This is a genomic window from Chitinophaga sancti (assembly GCF_034424315.1).
GTDB classification, from domain to species: Bacteria; Bacteroidota; Bacteroidia; order Chitinophagales; family Chitinophagaceae; genus Chitinophaga; species Chitinophaga sancti.
In genome coordinates this window covers 795,261-813,810 of the sequence record NZ_CP139972.1, presented here as the reverse complement: position 1 = coordinate 813,810, position 18,550 = coordinate 795,261, and the positions used below count along the sequence as shown (strand labels likewise).

General features: G+C 46.9%; 13 protein-coding genes and 1 riboswitch. Of the genes, 4 read left to right on the top strand and 9 right to left on the bottom strand.

Annotated elements, in window-relative coordinates; all coding sequences use genetic code 11:
- Positions 1-26: 26 nt before the first annotated feature.
- Positions 27-2,474 (bottom strand): AsmA family protein, encoded by a 2,448-nt coding sequence (locus U0033_RS02955; RefSeq protein ID WP_072357766.1) that lies wholly within the window; start codon positions 2,472-2,474, stop codon positions 27-29.
- A gap of 248 nt (positions 2,475-2,722) precedes the next feature.
- Between U0033_RS02955 and U0033_RS02950 the strand changes: the two genes are divergently transcribed.
- Positions 2,723-4,504 carry a glycoside hydrolase family 15 protein gene (locus tag U0033_RS02950; RefSeq protein ID WP_072357769.1) on the top strand — a complete coding sequence of 594 codons (1,782 nt, stop codon included), beginning with the start codon at positions 2,723-2,725 and terminating at the stop codon, positions 4,502-4,504.
- Between the two features lie 116 nt (positions 4,505-4,620).
- On the opposite strand, the gene U0033_RS02945 is transcribed toward U0033_RS02950, so the two are convergent.
- From U0033_RS02945 to U0033_RS02935, 3 genes are all read right to left on the bottom strand, one after another.
- Positions 4,621-6,795 carry a bifunctional alpha,alpha-trehalose-phosphate synthase (UDP-forming)/trehalose-phosphatase gene (locus U0033_RS02945; protein ID WP_072357772.1) on the bottom strand — a complete coding sequence of 725 codons (2,175 nt, stop codon included), beginning with the start codon at positions 6,793-6,795 and terminating at the stop codon, positions 4,621-4,623.
- 270 nt (positions 6,796-7,065) lie between these two features.
- Positions 7,066-8,013: an NADP-dependent oxidoreductase gene (locus U0033_RS02940; protein WP_083571383.1), complete on the bottom strand. Its 948-nt coding sequence runs from the start codon at positions 8,011-8,013 to the stop codon at positions 7,066-7,068.
- Positions 8,014-8,132: 119 nt separating this feature from the next.
- Positions 8,133-9,395: a voltage-gated chloride channel family protein gene (locus U0033_RS02935; RefSeq protein ID WP_072357775.1), complete on the bottom strand. Its 1,263-nt coding sequence runs from the start codon at positions 9,393-9,395 to the stop codon at positions 8,133-8,135.
- 55 nt (positions 9,396-9,450) lie between these two features.
- A riboswitch (Fluoride riboswitch) is annotated at positions 9,451-9,525 on the bottom strand.
- A 204-nt stretch (positions 9,526-9,729) separates the two neighbouring features.
- On the opposite strand from U0033_RS02935, the gene U0033_RS02930 reads away from it, so the two are divergent.
- Complete coding sequence (locus tag U0033_RS02930) at positions 9,730-10,560, top strand: phosphatase PAP2 family protein (protein WP_072357778.1); 831 nt, start codon at positions 9,730-9,732, stop codon at positions 10,558-10,560.
- A 51-nt stretch (positions 10,561-10,611) separates the two neighbouring features.
- On the opposite strand, the gene U0033_RS02925 is transcribed toward U0033_RS02930, so the two are convergent.
- The 5 genes from U0033_RS02925 to U0033_RS02905 all read right to left on the bottom strand — a co-directional run bounded on the left by U0033_RS02925 (position 10,612) and on the right by U0033_RS02905 (position 17,276).
- Positions 10,612-10,803: a hypothetical protein gene (locus tag U0033_RS02925; protein ID WP_072357781.1), complete on the bottom strand. Its 192-nt coding sequence runs from the start codon at positions 10,801-10,803 to the stop codon at positions 10,612-10,614.
- 43 nt (positions 10,804-10,846) lie between these two features.
- The gene (locus U0033_RS02920) at positions 10,847-11,935 is read right to left on the bottom strand and encodes an efflux RND transporter periplasmic adaptor subunit (protein ID WP_072357784.1); all 1,089 of its coding nucleotides are present in this window, start codon (positions 11,933-11,935) and stop codon (positions 10,847-10,849) included.
- 88 nt (positions 11,936-12,023) lie between these two features.
- Positions 12,024-15,263 carry an efflux RND transporter permease subunit gene (locus U0033_RS02915; RefSeq protein ID WP_072357787.1) on the bottom strand — a complete coding sequence of 1,080 codons (3,240 nt, stop codon included), beginning with the start codon at positions 15,261-15,263 and terminating at the stop codon, positions 12,024-12,026.
- A gap of 175 nt (positions 15,264-15,438) precedes the next feature.
- The gene (locus tag U0033_RS02910; RefSeq protein ID WP_072357790.1) at positions 15,439-16,848 is read right to left on the bottom strand and encodes a TolC family protein; all 1,410 of its coding nucleotides are present in this window, start codon (positions 16,846-16,848) and stop codon (positions 15,439-15,441) included.
- Positions 16,849-16,919: 71 nt separating this feature from the next.
- Entirely contained in the window at positions 16,920-17,276 is a 357-nt protein-coding gene (locus U0033_RS02905) for a hypothetical protein (protein ID WP_143150638.1), read from the bottom strand.
- A 129-nt stretch (positions 17,277-17,405) separates the two neighbouring features.
- Between U0033_RS02905 and U0033_RS02900 the strand changes: the two genes are divergently transcribed.
- Both U0033_RS02900 and U0033_RS02895 read left to right on the top strand, forming a co-directional pair.
- Positions 17,406-18,101, top strand: a complete 696-nt coding sequence (locus U0033_RS02900; RefSeq protein WP_072357797.1) for a LytR/AlgR family response regulator transcription factor — start codon at positions 17,406-17,408, stop codon at positions 18,099-18,101.
- Positions 18,102-18,335: 234 nt separating this feature from the next.
- A complete protein-coding gene (locus tag U0033_RS02895) occupies positions 18,336-18,548 on the top strand; it encodes a hypothetical protein (protein ID WP_072357800.1) in 213 nt (70 codons plus the stop codon).
- Positions 18,549-18,550: the final 2 nt, after the last annotated feature.

The following is an 18,550-nucleotide window of genomic DNA, read 5'->3' as shown; positions in this document are numbered from 1 at the left end:
TTCCTTCCATCAAACGCCGGCTATCCTTAATTTGTTACATCCTTCCCCTCTTCTTTCTTCTTACTGCCCAATTTTATCTTCACTTTGCCGTTTCCATCATCTGTAGCATGAAGGTGTAGCACGATCCCCCTGGTCCTGCGCTTCTTTTTTATCTCCTTGTCATCAATATCTTCATCCTTCTTAGGATTACGCAGCGGAACATCGATATATAGATCCGTACCGGAAGTCATGCCGTACACCCCGGAAACATCCATGTAGAGCACACTGGAATTGATCTGCATAGGTGGTACCAACACCTTGTCGCCCTGTATGGTGAGCTTGTTCTTTACATTCTCAAAAGTAATATTTCCCATATCCCGCTTCCTGAACGCAATATTCCCGATATCCTCCAGCTGCGATACATGCACCAGCGCGCCTTGTTTCAACTCAAAACCCATTGTTCCATACAGCGATTTCGGGGCTACTTTACCATTGTCGTAGATATTCCCTGAAATATTCGCTTTCGCAGACAATATACCCCGCAGGTTTTTCGAATTTAAGGTCTGCATACCGAAGTCATTGAAGGCATAGAACAACTGGTCCACATGCACATTGTTAATGTCTGTATTGATCTTAAAACGATTATTATTGCCATTCTGGATCAGGTTCCCACTTAGCTGAATGGTTCCACCCGCATGTGAGAGCGCAATCTGGTTCAGCCGGATGTCTGTCTGTGTCAGTGAAAGGTCCGCCTTTACCTGTTGGGCGATGAAGCGCTGGTAAATTAGCTTATCCAGGGAAACATTCAGGTTCACGTTACATGCATTCAGCATCACATCCAGCTGACTGGTTATCCTGGTCATCTTTTTCCGTGCTGTCGCCTTGCGCTGCACCACCTTGCCTCTCCGGGCCAGGAAACTGCTGAATTCATTCAGGTCCAGAATCGGGCTATGGACCTTCCAGGCGAGCTGCAATTTTTCGGGTGCTGTGAAAAAGAGATTCGTGATATTCAGCACACTACCCGCCATGAAAAGCTTACTCCTGGCCGTTTGGACACTGATATTTTCCAGGTAAAGGTCCTGCCCTGTAAAATCCAGTTTGGCATTACAATCCGTAAACTGCAGGTTGCGTGGCGTATAGGCCAGCGCACCGTGTAATACTTCTACAGTACCTTTCAGATAAGGCCTGATCGTATCAACCGCCTGAATGCCTCCCTTATAAAACAGGTTCGCTTTGGCAGTGCCGCCTGTAAAGTTAAATGGTCCATCCGCATTCAGGTCAGTCAACGGGAAGTCTGCCCTGAAATAGCCGGTAAGCACCGGGTATTGTAAATTGGCAATATGCACCGTATCCGCCGTTACAGGTATGCTAAAGCAGCGCGTGTTCAGATCGTACAGGCTAATGATGGAATTTTCATCCCCATGCCCTTTCCCCGGCACCCAGTCATTGCTGTAACTACCACCAAAACTGCATTCCGTCAGTTCCAGGCCCCTGGTCGTAACACTGTTATCTTTTGTTTTCCAGATCACCTTCAGCAAGGGCGTACCTTTATCGGCCAGGCCTCCTTTGATCACACATTCTGCATCCAATGGCTTCTCCATATGAATACTATCCAGCCGCTCTTTGATATTTGGCGTAAGCATGGTAGATACATGCGCCAGCGAAGCCTTTTCTGCTATGATATGTATGGTAAAAGCCCTGTCATCAGCAAATGAGAAATTCGCACCTACAGAAAGGTCCTGCTTATCATCAATCCGCAGGAGCTGCTGCGGAATATCCAGTATCTTTTTCTTCGTATTAAAATGCAATTCCAGGTCAGTAGAAAGGTTCTTATCTTTTAAGAAACTTCCTTTCTCTGTATTGAAGGCAAAGGAGTTTACCTTCAGATCCATGTCCACTTTAGCGGTCCAACCGGAATCGTTGGTGAGTAAGCTACCCCGCAGACGCGAGACATCAAAATCAAAGGATTTACCCTTCAGCTGGTTATCCATCACGAACCTTACATGCTCCAGGTTCAGGCGCGTAATGTCTGCATTCGTGCTGCTGCCTTGCGTACTCTTTACCTGCTCGTCGTTTTTCTTTAACACACTGGTATTGGTGTAGCCGCTTGCATCTGTATATAAATAGATGGTTCCTTTCTGTAGACTGATCCGCTTAATATCGAGTTGCTTCCTCAGCAAGGCGAGTGTATTCACCTGTACAAACAGGCGCGAAACCTTTACCAGTTCGTGTTTATGCCGAGACCAGAGACTGTCCTTCACACTTACATCTTTCAACGAAACTGATACATCCGGAAAGCTTTGTACCAGGGCAGGTTCCAGTTCTGCAATAGTCAGCTCTCCCCCATGGAGGCGTTCATTCAGCTGGTCGCTGATCTGCTTTAGGATGTATGCCTTATGTGTATGGATATAAAAAGCAAGGGCCAGCCAAAGCAATAGCAACAGACCGATGAGGCCACTGAAAACAACGATGGTTATACGAAGCCATTTGCGCATATACAGTATAATGTACGAAAAAAATGCCAATCAGTCTGCTGCCCGCAGGTCCTCATTGGTTACAACAGCCTGAATACCCCGTCTGCCAATGATCCACCCCGAACAAGGCTCCCTTTCAGCGGATTTTAAATCCGTATTGGATTCCCCAATTCCTCAATTGTGGAACATCTTTTGTGTAAACAATGAACAATCAGTGAAGAAAGATGCATTGAATAACATAATACCAAGCCGGAAAAGGAATAATACTTATGGAAAAACACACCTATCAAACAGGTCTGATCGGTAACTGTGCCTACCTGGCGCATGTGAACATCAACACCAATATCGACTGGCTTTGCTGGCCTCAGATGGATAGTACCTTCGTGTTCGGAGGCATGCTTGACAAGAAAAAGGGAGGAGAGTTCTCCATCCTTCCAGAGGGAGAATACAATAGCCGACAGTATTATCTTGAAAATACCAACATCCTGGTCACTGAAATTACCAGTGCAAATGGCAAATACAGGATCACAGATTTTGCCCCCCGTTTTTATCAATACGAAAGGTATTTCAAACCACTGATGCTGATCCGTAAGATCACACCACTGGAAGGGAATCCCCGTGTGCGGGTAAAATGTGAGCCTGTATGTGATTATGGTGGCCGCAAACTCAAAGCACAGCGGGGCAGTAACCACATCGAATTTCTCGGATGTGATGAACATATCCGCCTTACTACCAATATTCCCGTGAGCTACCTTTTTGAAGACGAATTCTTCGTGCTGAATGAAGAGAAGTACCTCCTTCTCTCCTATGGTCAGCCGCTGGAAGCACCGCTCAATAGTACTGCTGAACGTTTCCTCCGCGAGACAACCGTATACTGGCGCACCTGGATCAAACACTCCAATATCGCCAACTTCTACCAGCCGGCAGTGATCCGTTCTGCCCTGGCCCTGAAAATTCACCAGTACGAGGATACCGGCGCCATCATTGCCGCCAGTACGACCAGTTTGCCGGAATCTCCGGGCAGCGGGCGTAACTGGGATTACCGCTATTGCTGGCTCAGGGATACATTTTACGTTATCACCGCCCTCAACCATATTGGCCACTTCGAGGAAATGGAAAAATACTTCAGCTATGTAGCGGATATTTCCTTCTCAGGCGACTATCGTTATCAGCCACTCTATGGCATCACAGGCAAAAAGAACCTGGTTGAGCAAATACTTCCACATCTGGACGGTTATCAGGGTAACCAGCCGGTGAGGATCGGAAACCAGGCCTATGAGCATATCCAGAACGATATTTACGGACAGGTGCTCATCTCCATGCTTCCCTTGTATACCGATCACCGCTTTATCTTCTCCGAAAGAAAAGATTCCGCATGGTGGATCGAATACCTGCTTAAAAAGATTGAACGTACGATCGACGAAAAAGATGCGGGGATCTGGGAGTTCCGCAACTTTGCGAACATCCATTGTTACAGTAACCTGTTCCAGTGGGCGGGCTGCTCTGCTGCGGAGAAAATGGCCCGTATCATAGGTAGTAATGACCTCGCGGCACAGGCAGTAGCGCTGAAGAACAGGGCTGCTGCACACATCGAAAGCTGTTACGATCCTATTCGTAAAGTATACACCAATGCCACAGGGAGCCAGTACCTCGATGCCAGTACCTTACAGCTCATTATGATGAACTACCTGGATCCGGCTTCTGACAAGGCAAAAGACCACCTGGCGGCATTGGAAAAAGAGCTAAAAACACCGAATGGCTTATTCTATCGTTACCTGCATTCTGATGATTTCGGTAAGCCGAAAACAACCTTCCTGGTGTGTGCCTTCTGGTATGTGGAAGCACTCGCATGTGTGGGCAGAGTGGATGATGCAGTAAAGGAATTTGAAAAGCTGATGCAGTATTCAAATCACCTCTTGCTGTTTAGTGAAGATGTGGATGAAACAAATGGCAGTCAGTGGGGAAACTTCCCGCAGGCATACAGCCATGTGGGCCTGATGAACGCAGCATACCGGATAGCGATGAAACTGGATACGCCCATCTTCAAATAGTTTTGAATGAAGGTTTACAATAATGAAAGAGGCTACAGACAGAACGCTGTAGCCTCTTTTTCCAGAAAAAGGTTTTCATTACCGTTGGTGAATTCCCGCTTTCGTGAATGTTTTTATTACACCAAAATCAGTGATTTCAAAAACGCTCTTACCTCCCTATGATTCCGTAAATAAAATCTCGCAGACGATACCTGGCTACCTACCTTAATAGTCACCGCATCCTGTGGCAAGGCTTTAAAAATATCTTCATCAGTATGATCATCTCCTATCGCCAGGGTAAAATCATAATGCTTATTCTGCAACCATGACAATGTCGCCTTACCTTTATTGATCTCTACATTCTTCACTTCAATCACCTTATCACCCGGCAATAACTGCAAGCCTTTATCCGCTGAAAAATAACGCAGGGTATTCATCAGTTCATTCGCGCGCAATTCACCCAAACCAGCTTCCGCTTTGCGATAATGCCATACCAATGAGAAACTCTTTTCTTCGATAAATGAACCTGGTGTACGATCCGTAAATGTCTCCAGGATAGGCGCAATATCCGCTTTCCAATGATCTGTTAATCCCGGTAGTTGCTGCCACTCTTCCCCATGCCTTTTTTGAAACGCCCCATGTTCCGCAATAAGATCCAGTTTCAGATGCCCCAGCCATTCTTCCAATGTCTGGTATTTACGACCGCTCACCATCACCACATGATTCAGTGGGTCTACTGTCAGTTCTGTCAGTAACTGAATCAGATCCTGGTCAGGAGATGCCAAATCAATATTGGTCTGGAATCCAACCAGTGTGCCATCATAGTCGAGGAAGATCACTCTTTCCTTCGCACCTTTATAATTTTTTCTTACATGTACCTGCATTTCCAGGCTCATTCTTCTCGCCAGCATAGACTGCTGTAGCTGTTTCACTTCCTGTAATCTTGCCATGAATAATTTTACCCAATGTGAAATATTAAACTTAGATACAATCTGCTGCATTTGTTTCATCCTTCTGCGTTGCTCACCTTCCGGCATATTCAATGCCTCATGAATGCCGCGTGCGATTGCACCGATATTATTAGGGTTCACAATAAGTGCATCAATGAGCTCTTTGCTGGCACCCGCCATTTCACTCAGGATCAGTACACCATCGCTATCTTTGCGGCTGGCCACATATTCCTTGCTCACCAGGTTCATACCATCACGCATGGGTGTCACCAGTCCTACATCTGCAAAACTGTATAATGCAGACAATGTCTCCACCGGAAAACTGCGATAGAAATAATTGATCGGATGCCAGTTCAATGTACGGAAGCGGGCATTGATGCCCCCTGCCAGCATATCGATCGCCTCCCTCAGTTCCTTGTATTGTGCCACGGTATCTCTCGATGGCACGACGATCATATACAGTACGACTTTCTCAATATATTCAGGATACAGTTGCAGGAACAATTCAAAAGCCTGCAGGCGTTGTATAATACCTTTGCTGTAATCCAGTCTGTCAATAGACAAAACCATGTGGGTACCATGGAAATTCTCGCGCAGGCTTTCCACCTGTTTCAGTACTTCAGGGTCTTGCGACAACAGTTCGAATTTACTGTTATCTATACCCATGGGAAAGGTTTCTGCTACCACTGCCCGGTCATTCACCGTCACCACGTTTGCAGTGGCATTCAATGGCAGTAAACGTGTAACAGCGTTGAGGAAATGATGGCTGTCATCAAAAGTGTGAAAGCCTAAGAGATCCGCCCCCAGCATACCTTCGAGCAGTTCTACGCGCCATGGGATCAAACGGAATAATTCAAAAGAGGGGAACGGAATATGCTGGAAATAACCAATGGCTACATCCGGCGCTGCGGCACGGATCATGCCGGGCAATAGGAGTAACTGGTAATCATGGATCCAGATCACATCCCCGGGCGCTGCCACTTCCAGCACAGCATCCCTGAACTTTGTATTTACCTGGTAATAGTAATCCCAATATACCTGCTCATAACGGGCGTAAACGGACATATAGTGGAAAACCGGCCACAGTACCTCGTTCGAAAATCCTTCGTAATAATTATTGATTTCATCCTGGGTCAGGTACACCGGCATCAGGTTCATGGTGCCCAGTTGCTCCTTAATTTGTACCTGTGCTGCTTCGTTTACGTCCACCCCGGGCCATCCAATCCAGATGTTGTAGCCTTGCCTGTAAATGGACCCCAGACCTGTAGCCAAACCGCCTTCACTCGGATTCAACACATATTCGCCCTCTTTCTCAGTGATCTTTACCGGTAGCCTGTTCGATACAATAATGGTTTTACTCATAATACAGTTTTAGTCAAAAAATCGATGCTATAATAAAATGCCAATCGAGGTATGGAATTCCACACATCAAAAAACGCACCTGAATAGTACAGGAAATTGAAAGCTGTCACAAAATGCCAAATCAATGAAAGCCCCGGGTTATGCTAAAGTAGAAGCAAGTAAAGTGTAAGTATGGGGATGTGACGGACGAGGCAAAGATACGAAATTAATTTTTAATGAGGTAAATGAAGCCGGCCGTGGGTTTGCGGCCGGCTCAGATAGTCTTGATAGTTAGAATACAATAATCGTCTTTCCTTTACTGTTTAATTTTTTAATAGCAGCTAATGCAGCAGGTGTTTCTGCTAATGTAATCTCCCTCTCCAATGGGATCTTCACTGCACCATTATCAACTGCATCAGACAATGCATCCAGTAATGTGCGATTCCCTTTCAACTCAAAATTTCCACCCTGCAGTCCTTTTCTTTTCAAATCTTCATCATCCGCTACAAAGGCTGTAGTAAAAGCCACACCACCTTTCTTCACCAATGCAGTCATTTCTTTAAACGCATCCGGAGTACTGACCATATCAATCAGTCCATCCACACCATCGGGGTAATTACGCCTGATCTCCTCTGCAACAGATATCTTTTTATAATTGATGGTTTCTTTTGCACCTAGTTTTTTTACTTTGCTGGCGCCGTTTTCATCACTTGCAGTCGCAATCACATAAATACCCTGCATGGCGGCTAACTGAATAAAGAATAACCCTACACCACCGGTAGCACCGACTACAAGTACGATCTGCTCATGCTTCAGGCCTGATTTCTCGATCATTTGTAAAGCAGTCATACCTGCAGTTGGTATAGCCGCTGCCTGTTGCAGGGGAATCTTTTTAGGCGCTAATGCCAGTGCTGCTTTTTCAGGCACCACTATAAATTCCGCAAACGTACCTTCACCTACAGGAGCATGCAGGAACTGGCCATAGATGTTATCACCTACCTTAAAAAGTGTTACACCTTCCCCAATTTCTTCCACAACACCTACAGCGTCCACACCAGGTATCATGGGAAAATGATGAGGCATTTGGCCATCCAGTATCCCATCGATCATTTTGGTATCGAAGGGATTGATACCAGCTGCAATAATGCGGACCAGCATGCTGCCGGCTTTTACTGCAGGTGTAGGTTGTTCCGTTAATTCCGGTGCTGCTTTGAATTGGGAAATTGTAATGGCTTTCATATTATGAATTTAGATAGCAATGTGCAACAAAAACTTTGCCGGGCAAATGTTGCTGTTGCTTTCTTTGAAAATACTAAATGAAATTGATTAATTCCTGGCAGCTGCTTTTTCGAAGTTCATTACTTCCATTTCTTCGATACACCCAGACGCTGCGCACTATAAATGCCCGCATGCCCGCTAAAATAATACGCTGTAAAACACGCCACCGCAAAATACAAGACATTACTGGTGCCGAATAATTCCACCCCCATCAGCGTACATGCGATGGGTGTATTTGTAGCCCCTGCAAATACGGCAATAAAACCTATTCCAGCAAAGAGATCAATAGGCGCCCCTATCAACACCGCTATCGTATGCCCCAATGCTGCGCCAATGAAAAACAGCGGGGTTACCTCACCACCTTTAAAGCCCATCGCCAGCGTAATCGCTGTGAACAACAATTTCCATAACCAGGCCCAGTTGGACATCTCCATTTCCTTAAATGCATTCACAATACTTGCACCATCAGGGTACTTGCCTGTTACCCCCAAACCAGTGTAATCCTTCGTTCCCAATACCTGGCAAAATACAATGATGATCACGCCACCAGCTACGGGAATCAGCCATGCAGGCTTAATAAACTCCTTGCTATATTTTTTGATCTGGTGCATGCAGGTAGAAAATAAAAAACTCGCTAGCCCAAATGCAATCCCCGCCACAATCACCTTTGCCAGCAGCACATAATCAAAAGGTGTATCCGATTTAAACAAGATCTGGTAATGGGTATGATGAATGCCCCAGGCACTACATACCCAGTCGGCAAATACCGCAGCAATCAAACAGGGCACCAATGCATCATACCTGATCACACCAATGGCCAGTACCTCCAGCGCGAAAACAGTACCCGTCAGCGGCGTACCAAATACCGCCCCGAAACCTGCCGCAATCCCTGTCATCAACAAGATCCGCAGATCTGCTGCAGAAAGGCGCATCCACTTACCTATAAGCCCCGCCATACTACCTCCTATCTGCACCGCTGTACCTTCACGCCCTGCAGAGCCCCCGAATAAATGTGTGAGGATCGTCGTCAGCAATACCAAAGGCGCCATCCTGGCGGGTACACCACCTCCCGGTTCATGAATCTCATCCATAATGAGGTTATTGCCTTTTTCTGAAGTACCCCCCAGCTTGTTGTACAGGAAATAAATCCCAATCCCCGCTACCGGCAGCAAATACAATAACCATTCGTGTTCCCAGCGAAAATGCGTAACGTAGTCCAGGAGCCACAGGAATAAGGCAACCAGCGAGCCGACTACCAGCGCAACAGGAATAATAATAAGAGTCCAGCGCATCAGCTGGTAAGCAATCGTAAATTGTTCTAAAGATTTGTTAATTTTCGTCATGTTCCTACAAATATATAAACAGAACTGCCCGCTTGTATGAGCAGAAATATACTTACTATTTGTAGGCGCCATCAGACCCGAAGAATACGGGACAGTTCTTGTGCAGGAAGACACCATTTCCTGGTTCTGACGCAAATATAAACAATAAAAATTCAATTTTATTTAAAAAGCCAACCACAGCCTGTTGCCATTCAAACGTTTGTTTAAACTCAAGCTCCTACAAACGTTTGATCCATCTAAATAAAATATTATTTACCTTCAGATTCTCTACAGAATGTTTATTTTGTTTTGTAGATATGCACAACATTATGTTACTTCCGCTAATCTGTATTGGATGAGATTGAATTCTTTATACCTACAACTGTTATTGCCGTTCGTAATAGTTAGCGGGGCCTGTGCTCAGCAACTACCTGCTGATTCGGGGGTAACATTGTTCAAAAAAGATAGCTCCTTTTCAAAACTCTTCAAAGGAACAAAAAAGTATGAATGCACCATTGCCAGCGTAGTAGTACCTGCTGCTATGTTAGGTTATGGCCTTGCCACATTCGAATACGGTCCGCTCCGTAATCTCGATCACAGCACTAAAAATGAAATCATGGAAGACAATTCCCGCTTCCATACCAAAATAGATAATTATACCCGCTATGCACCTGCATTGAGTGTGTATGCATTGAATGCAATGGGCATTCACGGTGCACATAATTTCCGTGACCGCACCATTATCCTGGGTATGTCCAGTCTCATTATGATGGGAACTGTAGGTGGTGTAAAAACAATGTCTCACAGGCAGCGCCCGGATGGTAGTACGTTTAATTCGTTCCCTTCCGGTCATACAGCCACTTCTTTTATGGGTGCTGAATTTATGCGCCAGGAGTATAAGGATGTAAGCCCATGGTATGGGGTATATGGTTATGCAGTGGCGACAGCTACAGGTGTATTACGTATGTATAATAACCGCCACTGGCTGAGTGATGTTGTGGCAGGGGCTGGTCTTGGCATCCTGAGCACCAAGGCTGCCTACTGGGTATTCCCTAAAATGGAGAAAGCTTTTGCGAAGAAGGACGGGAAAGAAAGGAAGTATAGTATGCATCCTATTGCAATGCCTACATATAATCCGGATACAAGGTCTGTGGGAGTGAGTGTGGTGTTTTTCCCGGGTAATTAATCCTGGCCGTTTCAAATCCGCCAATAGTTAAAAATCAAAAGGGAGCCACTGTCAGGCTCCCTTTTTTCTTTTCTCGTCGGCAATATCTTTCTGGTCATATTCACTCTCATCATATCCTTCCAGCAAATGGTTCTGATCGTCGTCGTAATCCTTCTTTGCAGTCGTCTTTGCCTTGGGCGCGACCTCTACATTTTCTCTCTTTACCTCTTTTATCGCTCTTTTCAGGTTTGTTGATTTTTTCATAATACACCTTTTGAATAGTGTATCACAAAAATGCTGCCGCCTGTTACTCTATGCCGGTATTCTCCTTAATATCATCCGTTGCTGGTGCTATCACCTTATCTCCCAGCTGCAATGAACCAAACACTTCCGTAGAATCATTATGATGATTCCCTTCCTGCACATCTACCCAATGGGTAACGCCACTCCTCACCGCAATCACATATTTCTTCTCTGTAGATGTCACGATTGCCGTTGCCGGCACCACCATTGCCTGCCTGCTGCCACTCACCGGAATCGTAATCTCCGCATACATTCCCGGTTTCAGCGTATGATCCGGATTGTACACATCCACTTCCACCGCTTCTGAACGGAAACGGTCATTCAATGATCCCGCCTGACGGCTGATAGTGCCTGTAAACACCTTCCCAGGCAGGGCATTCACCCGGAACGACACCTTCTGTGCATCAGTCAGCTGCGCACTATAGATCTCCGGCACCTGCACAATAAGACGCAAACGATCCTCCTGCTCCAGCATCAGCATCGGCCTGCCATCAATATTGGTAGTCGGCCCCACCAGTGCACCGGGATGTACATTACGTTCCGTAATCACCCCATCAAACGGTGCCGTCACCTGCAGATAACTACGGGTCGCTTCCAATGCCCTGAAGTTTGCCAGCTGGCTGTTCATAATAGCACTATCCGCCAGCATCTTTGCATCCGATACCTCCAGGTCGTGGGGCGAAATCGTACCGGGGGTGGCACTCACCGCCACAGTACGTTCGTAATTATCCCGGGATGCCGCATAGTCCGCCTTCGCCTGCAGCCATTTCGCCTGTGCTGCATAGTATTGCTGAATCACCTCCGGCGCATCCAGCTGCAGCAACATCTGGCCTTTTCTCACGACAGATCCCCTGTCTACGGATACACTTTTCACAAATCCATTGGCACGCGGATAGATGCTCACTTTCTGGTAAGCATCCAGTACCGCAGGCAACTGGATACTGGATGATAAAGGCTCCTGTACTACTGTTGAAAATGTATATTGACCGGCATGGTGCTGCTCCTCTTTTTTCTTTTTCGAAACGGCCTCCCGGCAGGCTGCCAGCATGCTTACCGCAGTACCTATAATGACAAGTCTATGTTGAATATTCATGGTAATGAATCGTAGTTTAGTATTCAAAAAAATTTGTAGTTTCCTCCTGCATTTGTGAAAACCCTGTTTGTTTCCTCATCATCTTCTTCTAATGTTCATGTGCCATCCCATCGCCCTGCATTTGCGCAGCTGAAACATCATCTTCCGGCATCAGCGAAACCGGGTCAAACGTCGTTTTCCTTTGCATTCGTGCATACACCAACGGTAGTATAAACAAAGCCGCAACCGTAGAAGCAATCAGGCCCCCAATGACCGCTCTGCCCAAAGGCGCCGTCTGGTCTCCTGATTCACCCATGCCCGAGGCCATTGGTATCATACCCGCTATCATCGCCAGGCTTGTCATCAGGATCGGGCGCAAACGAATGCCCGCACTCACAATCCCCGCCTTATACGCATCCCTGTAATCAATCCTCAGTTTCTCTGCATTCGTCACAATCAAAATCGCATTCGCCACAGATACCCCCGTAGACATAATCATCCCCATATACGATTGCAGGTTCAAGGTAGACCCTGTCAGCAACAACATCAGCAAGGCGCCCGCTATTACCGCCGGCACCGTCACCAATACCACAAAACTCAGTTTGAATGACTGGTAATTCGCCGCCAGTAATAAGAAGATGACCATCACCGCCAGCATCAATCCATTCTGCAAACCATTCAGGGTATCCGTCAGCAAACCAGAACTACCCTGCACCTCCGCAATCAAACCACGGGGTGGTGCTCCCATCTCATCAATCTCATGTTGCACGGCCTTCGTCGCAGCACCCAGGTCAATACCTGCAATATTCGCACTCACGGTCAGGTACCTACGCGGCCCGGAACGGTCATATTCACCTGGTACCTCACTGGTACTAAAAGCTGCCACATCACCCAGCACAGGTCTTGCCTGTCCGCGTACCAGCGGGATCTCCTGCAGATCGCTGATCGCCTGCATACTGTACTCCGGGATCTGCACCTGCACCTGGTATGTGTAAGCCCCCTTCTCATCCAGCCACTGGTTCTTCTCAGAAAACCGACTACTGGATGTAGATGCTGTCACAGAGCGTGCCACCTGGTATACATTCAATCCCATCTGCGCCACCTTGAACCGATCCACATTGATCTTAATGACCGGATAATGCAAAGGCTGTACGATCTGCACATCCCGCAAAAACGGCACTCCTTTCAAACGATTAGTCAAAGTCGTCGCATATTGCTGGATCTGCTGCATATCCTTACCTGCCACTCTCACTTCTATCGGCGTTGCAGCGCCCTGCGCCATAATCTTCTCCGTCATATCTATCGGCTCAAATGACACACGCAGTTGCGGAAATTTCTCATGAATCATCTCCCGCAGTTTATCTTTCAGCGCATCGATATTCACTTTGTAATCCTCATTCAGGTTTACCTGCAATACCGCTTCGTGAGTACCTGCATTGAATACATACAGGTTACTGGAACCATAGCTTGTAGGGATCAGACCCACATAAGCAGAACTGATCTCAACATTATTATCAGTTGCCTTATCAATCAACTGCAATACCTGGTGCACCTTTTCTTCCGTTCTCTCCAGTCGTGTACCATCCGGTTCTTTCAAGCGCAGCTGGAATTGCCCGACATTAATATGTGGCATCAGGTCTTTACCAATCATCACATATGCGGTTCCCGCAGCCCCGAATGCCAGTACCAAATAAACGGCAATCACCAGTGCAGAGCGCTTTCCAAGCCTTTCCAGCACCCGCATAAACCAGGCTTTGAATCGCTCAAAACCATTCAGTTTTTCCGGGTGTGCTTTTTGCTCCGCCATATGATCATTCACTTCTTTCACCTCATCATTATCCAATGCAAGGCCAGCATGCGCATGCTGGTATCGCGCTGCTTTCAGCCACCAGTTAGCAATAACCGGCACCAATGTCTGCGCCGTAAAGAAAGATGCCATCATGGCAAAACCAATAGACAAAGACAATGGCAGGAACATCGCTTTCGGCACACCCGACATGATGAAGGAAGGCGCAAACACCGCCAGGATACATAACAGGATCAGCAACAGCGGGAACGCAATTTCCTCGCAAGCCTCGTATATCGCCTGCTTCTTAGGTTTCCCCATCTCCAGGTGCTGGTGAATATTCTCAATCGTGACTGTAGCCTGATCCACGAGAACCCCGATAGCGAGCGCCAATCCGGATAAAGTCATCAAGTTGATCGTCTGCCCCGACAAATACAATCCAAACACTGCAGACAAAATAGCAATCGGTATAGTGATCACTACGACAAGACAACTCCTTAAATCACGCAGGAACAACAACACCATCAATCCCGTCAGCACCGCTCCCAGGATACCTTCAGTCATCAGGCCTTTTACGGCATTGATCACAGCTACGGACTGGTCAAATTCATAGGTGATCTTCGTATCTTCCGGCAGGAGGTTTTGCATCTCGGGCAGCTTCGCCTTCAATTGTTTCACCACTTCCCAGGTAGAGGCATCAGGCGTCTTCACCACCGGCATATATACAGAACGCTTCCCGTTTACCAGCGCATAATCCACCGTCACATCTGCCCCATCAGCAACAGTCGCAATGTCTTTTACAAACACCGTCGCATTTCCATTCGTAGCCACAGGAATATTACCAAAATCAGTCACCTCCTGCTCCAATGAATTGATAGTAGTCAGGAACATTTTATTGTTGATACGAATATTCCCGGAAGGACTCATGGCATTGTTCCGCGCAATCGCTTCCACCACCTGGTCCGCACTGAGATTAAAACTACGCAGGCGGTCAGGGTTTACATTCACTACCACTGAGCGTGCATTCGCACCAAATGGCGGTGGGGCACTCAAACCCGGAACAGTTGCAAACATAGGCCGGATGCGGGTGCTTGCCATATCATAGATATCTTTCAGCGGGCGTGTCCGGGAGCTGAATACCAGCTCACCTACCGGTAATGAAGACGCATCAAAACGGATCACCTGTGGCGGTGCAGCACCAGGAGGAAAAAAGTTCATGGCACGGCTTACCTGCAGCGCCACCTGCGCAGAGGCCTCACCCATGTCAGTACCTTCATAGAAAGTCAGCTTGATCATGCTGAGCCCCTGGATGTTCTTACTGCTGATATTTTTGATCCCGTTCACATATAAGAACTGGTCCTGTAAGCGGGTTGCAAAGAAACCTTCCATTTGCTGGGCAGACATACCGCCATATGGTTCTATTACATAGATAGTCGGCTGGTTCAGCTTCGGGAAGATATCAATGGGTATATTGATGACTGCCAGGATAGAAAAAAGGAACACGCCCAGTGTCAGTACGACGACCGAGATTGGCTTTTTTAAGGCAGTAGAGACTAATGACATAAATTAATTTTAAGTTCAGAGAACAGATTTTACGCTAATAATAAAAGGTGAACGCTATGATACTCCATCGTTCCATTTCCTGCACAGTTACAATGTCGTCCGCATTGCCTTATTGCTAATGAAACCGCTTGCATAATAAAAGCTATGATGCTTTATCATTCCATTTCCTGCACAGTTACAACGCCGCCCGCACCGCTTCCAGCTGCTGCACCAATGCCTGGATCGTATTCGTCGCAAAGGCCTCCATAAACAGCGATTGCCATGCATCATGCCTTGTCTGGATGAGATCATTCTCCGCACGGTTCAACACATACAATGCATTCGTTACTTCAATGATATTCGTCAAGCCACCTTTGTACAGCGCCATCTTCTGTGCCGCCGCGGCCTTCGCAGCATTCAGCTGTGCAGGCATTTCATTCAGCTTGTCTGCCGCGGTATGAATATTCACCCTCGCCTGGTTCAGCTCATTATCCAGCAAAGTATGTGATGATTCCAGCTGGTTCGCGGCCGCCGTTGTGCGCACATACTGCTCCCGCATCTTGTCTCTTGTATGAAAGATGTCTGCCACATTGTAAGTGATGCCAACACCCGCCAGGTAATTGTACCGGCTATAGCCGAAACCACTGCTTAATTGCTGATACTCATTGCTGCTATTGATACTGGATCCCCGGGCCCATCCTGCCGCCAGCACCATCACCTTTGGCAGGGCCGATTTACGGATCACCAGTTCATGTTTTTTGTTAGCCGCGAGCAGGGCATTGTAATACATCAAAGCAGGATGTGTCGGCTCCACGGCGCCGGTATCGGACTGGGCCAATAAGACCTGGCGCAGCCCTTTATCATACAGCGTATCAGGTACAATGGCTGTACTGTCTAACCCCGTCATACTAACCAGGTGCATGCGCACCTTATTGTACCCGTTCTGAAAATCTATGTAGTTCAGCCTGGCTTTTGACAGCTCCGCGGCTGCAATCGCACTATCCACCCCCGGTTTTAATCCATGCAGTACAATACTTGTTACTGCCTGCGATACTGATTTGGTTCGTTCTATATTGTCCGCCTGAATACGCATCAGGTTATAATATTCCAGCATAGACAGGTAGTCCTGTATCACCGCAACAGTGAGATCATTCGCCGTGATGCCGGCATCTGCACCGGCTACCTGTTGTTGTTGCCTGGCTTCATCCTTCCGCACCTTGTACAGGCCAAAATTGTATACTTCCCATTGCAGCTGTGCCATGCCGATATTACCGGCTACAGCCTGCGAATTGTTGGCCGCCCGGATACCACCGGATGTAGAGGGGATAATGCTCATAGGGAAGTAAGACCCATACACCCCGTTATCAGAGCCAATGGTGGCTTCTTCCACCAGTTTAAGGTTTGGATACCAGTCGTGCTTTACATCGGTCGTATGCGCGGCGGCGGCGTTGGCGAGCGTATTCTTTGCCTTCAGTGTGGGATAATGCTGCAGGGTCATATCGATCGCCTGCTTCAGCGGTAAAGTTTGTGCAAAGCAATGGCCGCTTATACCAGCCAACAGGCATAGCAAAGCCGCACCCCGCTTTACAGTAATGTTCAGATACATAACTGCGCGAAATGTTAATGCGCTGAAAGCGCGCGTAAATAAGTAATTACAGAAATTGAGTTATAAGGGAATTACGCCACTGGAGGCCCTCGCCAGTCGCTCAGCGAGTTAGATACACTGATGATAGATTCAGTATACCCTCTGTATTGGGGATGAATGTATACAAACAGCGGCTTAATCCTGATACTGGAGATAGTCAGGAAATATTCATCGTAATCAACGAGCCCGCGGTTACGTAAATTGAATTTATGAATAGCTGTAGCCCTGAAATGCAGGTTACCACAATAAGCGTGATCATACAGGGGCGCCTTATAATTGAGTAACTGCAGTTCACCCTTTGGGGAAGCATTTTCCCCGGCCACTCCCCCGAAAACGAACGGCAGGAATATGCATGAAAATATAAGGATGAGCCTTTGCAGCTGTTTCAATTGAGACCTGATTTAGAACATGCAAGATATTTATTACATTTTAACTTTTTTACCCTTCCAGCAGGTTTTAAGCAAATTATAATATCACTGATACACGGCCGGAGGCTGGAAAGCCCTTATATTTGCCCCATGAATTGCCTTATTGTAGACGACAATAAGCTGGCCCGCACAGCAATGAAACAATTGGCCAGCCACGTTGAACAACTGCATGTACTGGGCGAATGTGCGAGTGCGCTCGAAGCCTATAATGTACTGCAAAAAGAAAAAGTAGACCTGCTCCTGCTTGACATCGAAATGCCAGGTATGAGTGGACTGGAACTGACCCGAAACCTTGGGAAAAAAGGGCCCGTTATTATCTTTACCACTGTCAAAAAAGATTATGCCGTAGAAGCATTTGAACTGAACGTAGCAGACTACCTGATTAAACCGGTGAGCCCCGCGCGCTTCATCCAGGCAATTGACAAAGCCAGGGAGATCTGTGAAAGTACCGTACAGGAAGTGCAGAGCACCGACAGTGAATTCGTCTTTATCCGGGATAGCGGGGTGCTCAAAAGAATCCGCATAGATGAGATCCTTTACCTGGAAGCGATGGGTGATTATGTAAAACTGCATACTACCCAGAAATTCCATGCCATTCATTCCACACTCAAAGCCGTGGAAGAGAAATTGCCTGCCGGCAGATTTATGCGCGTACACCGGTCTTACATCGTAGGCCTGGATAAAATAGAATCGATTGAAGATGGTACCATCATCATTCATAAGAATGCAATACCTGTGGCAGATGCCTACCGGTCTGCATTAAATAGCAAATTGAATCTTTTATAAACATAGCGTGCCGTCCGGCTTCACCAGCCGGACGGACATCCAAATACCCGCCAGCACTCAATAACAGCCCCTTCCCTTCCCACATAAATCCCCCTCCCAAAATCCCCAACGATACTTTTTCCTTTTTTACCGACCGCAAATGCCTGTTAACCCAAATCGGAAAGACACATGAGGATCAACAATGTACCTTTAGGTCATCAAACAAATTGATCACAAATACTAAAAACATCTGTCATGAAGAAGATAACAATGCTGATGGCCGCTGCCATGCTGATGGTAGGTACCGCTACTTTTGCAAACAAAACAGTAAAAACTGCACAAACTCCAAAAGCTACAGAACAGGCTGCAAAACCTGCTACTGAAAAGAAAGCACACAAAGGCCACAAGAAACATCACCACAAAAAAGCAGCAGGTACAGCAGCTACACCAGCTCCTGCTACCAAATAGTC

Coding starts and splice junctions, on each gene's coding strand:
- U0033_RS02955 (WP_072357766.1), bottom strand. CDS start 2,474: ATGCGCAAATGGCTTCGTATAACCATCGTTGTTTTCAGTGGCCTCATC.
- U0033_RS02950 (WP_072357769.1), top strand. CDS start 2,723: ATGGAAAAACACACCTATCAAACAGGTCTGATCGGTAACTGTGCCTAC.
- U0033_RS02945 (WP_072357772.1), bottom strand. CDS start 6,795: ATGAGTAAAACCATTATTGTATCGAACAGGCTACCGGTAAAGATCACT.
- U0033_RS02940 (WP_083571383.1), bottom strand. CDS start 8,013: ATGAAAGCCATTACAATTTCCCAATTCAAAGCAGCACCGGAATTAACG.
- U0033_RS02935 (WP_072357775.1), bottom strand. CDS start 9,395: ATGACGAAAATTAACAAATCTTTAGAACAATTTACGATTGCTTACCAG.
- U0033_RS02930 (WP_072357778.1), top strand. CDS start 9,730: ATGAGATTGAATTCTTTATACCTACAACTGTTATTGCCGTTCGTAATA.
- U0033_RS02925 (WP_072357781.1), bottom strand. CDS start 10,803: ATGAAAAAATCAACAAACCTGAAAAGAGCGATAAAAGAGGTAAAGAGA.
- U0033_RS02920 (WP_072357784.1), bottom strand. CDS start 11,935: ATGAATATTCAACATAGACTTGTCATTATAGGTACTGCGGTAAGCATG.
- U0033_RS02915 (WP_072357787.1), bottom strand. CDS start 15,263: ATGTCATTAGTCTCTACTGCCTTAAAAAAGCCAATCTCGGTCGTCGTA.
- U0033_RS02910 (WP_072357790.1), bottom strand. CDS start 16,848: ATGTATCTGAACATTACTGTAAAGCGGGGTGCGGCTTTGCTATGCCTG.
- U0033_RS02900 (WP_072357797.1), top strand. CDS start 17,406: ATGAATTGCCTTATTGTAGACGACAATAAGCTGGCCCGCACAGCAATG.
- U0033_RS02895 (WP_072357800.1), top strand. CDS start 18,336: ATGAAGAAGATAACAATGCTGATGGCCGCTGCCATGCTGATGGTAGGT.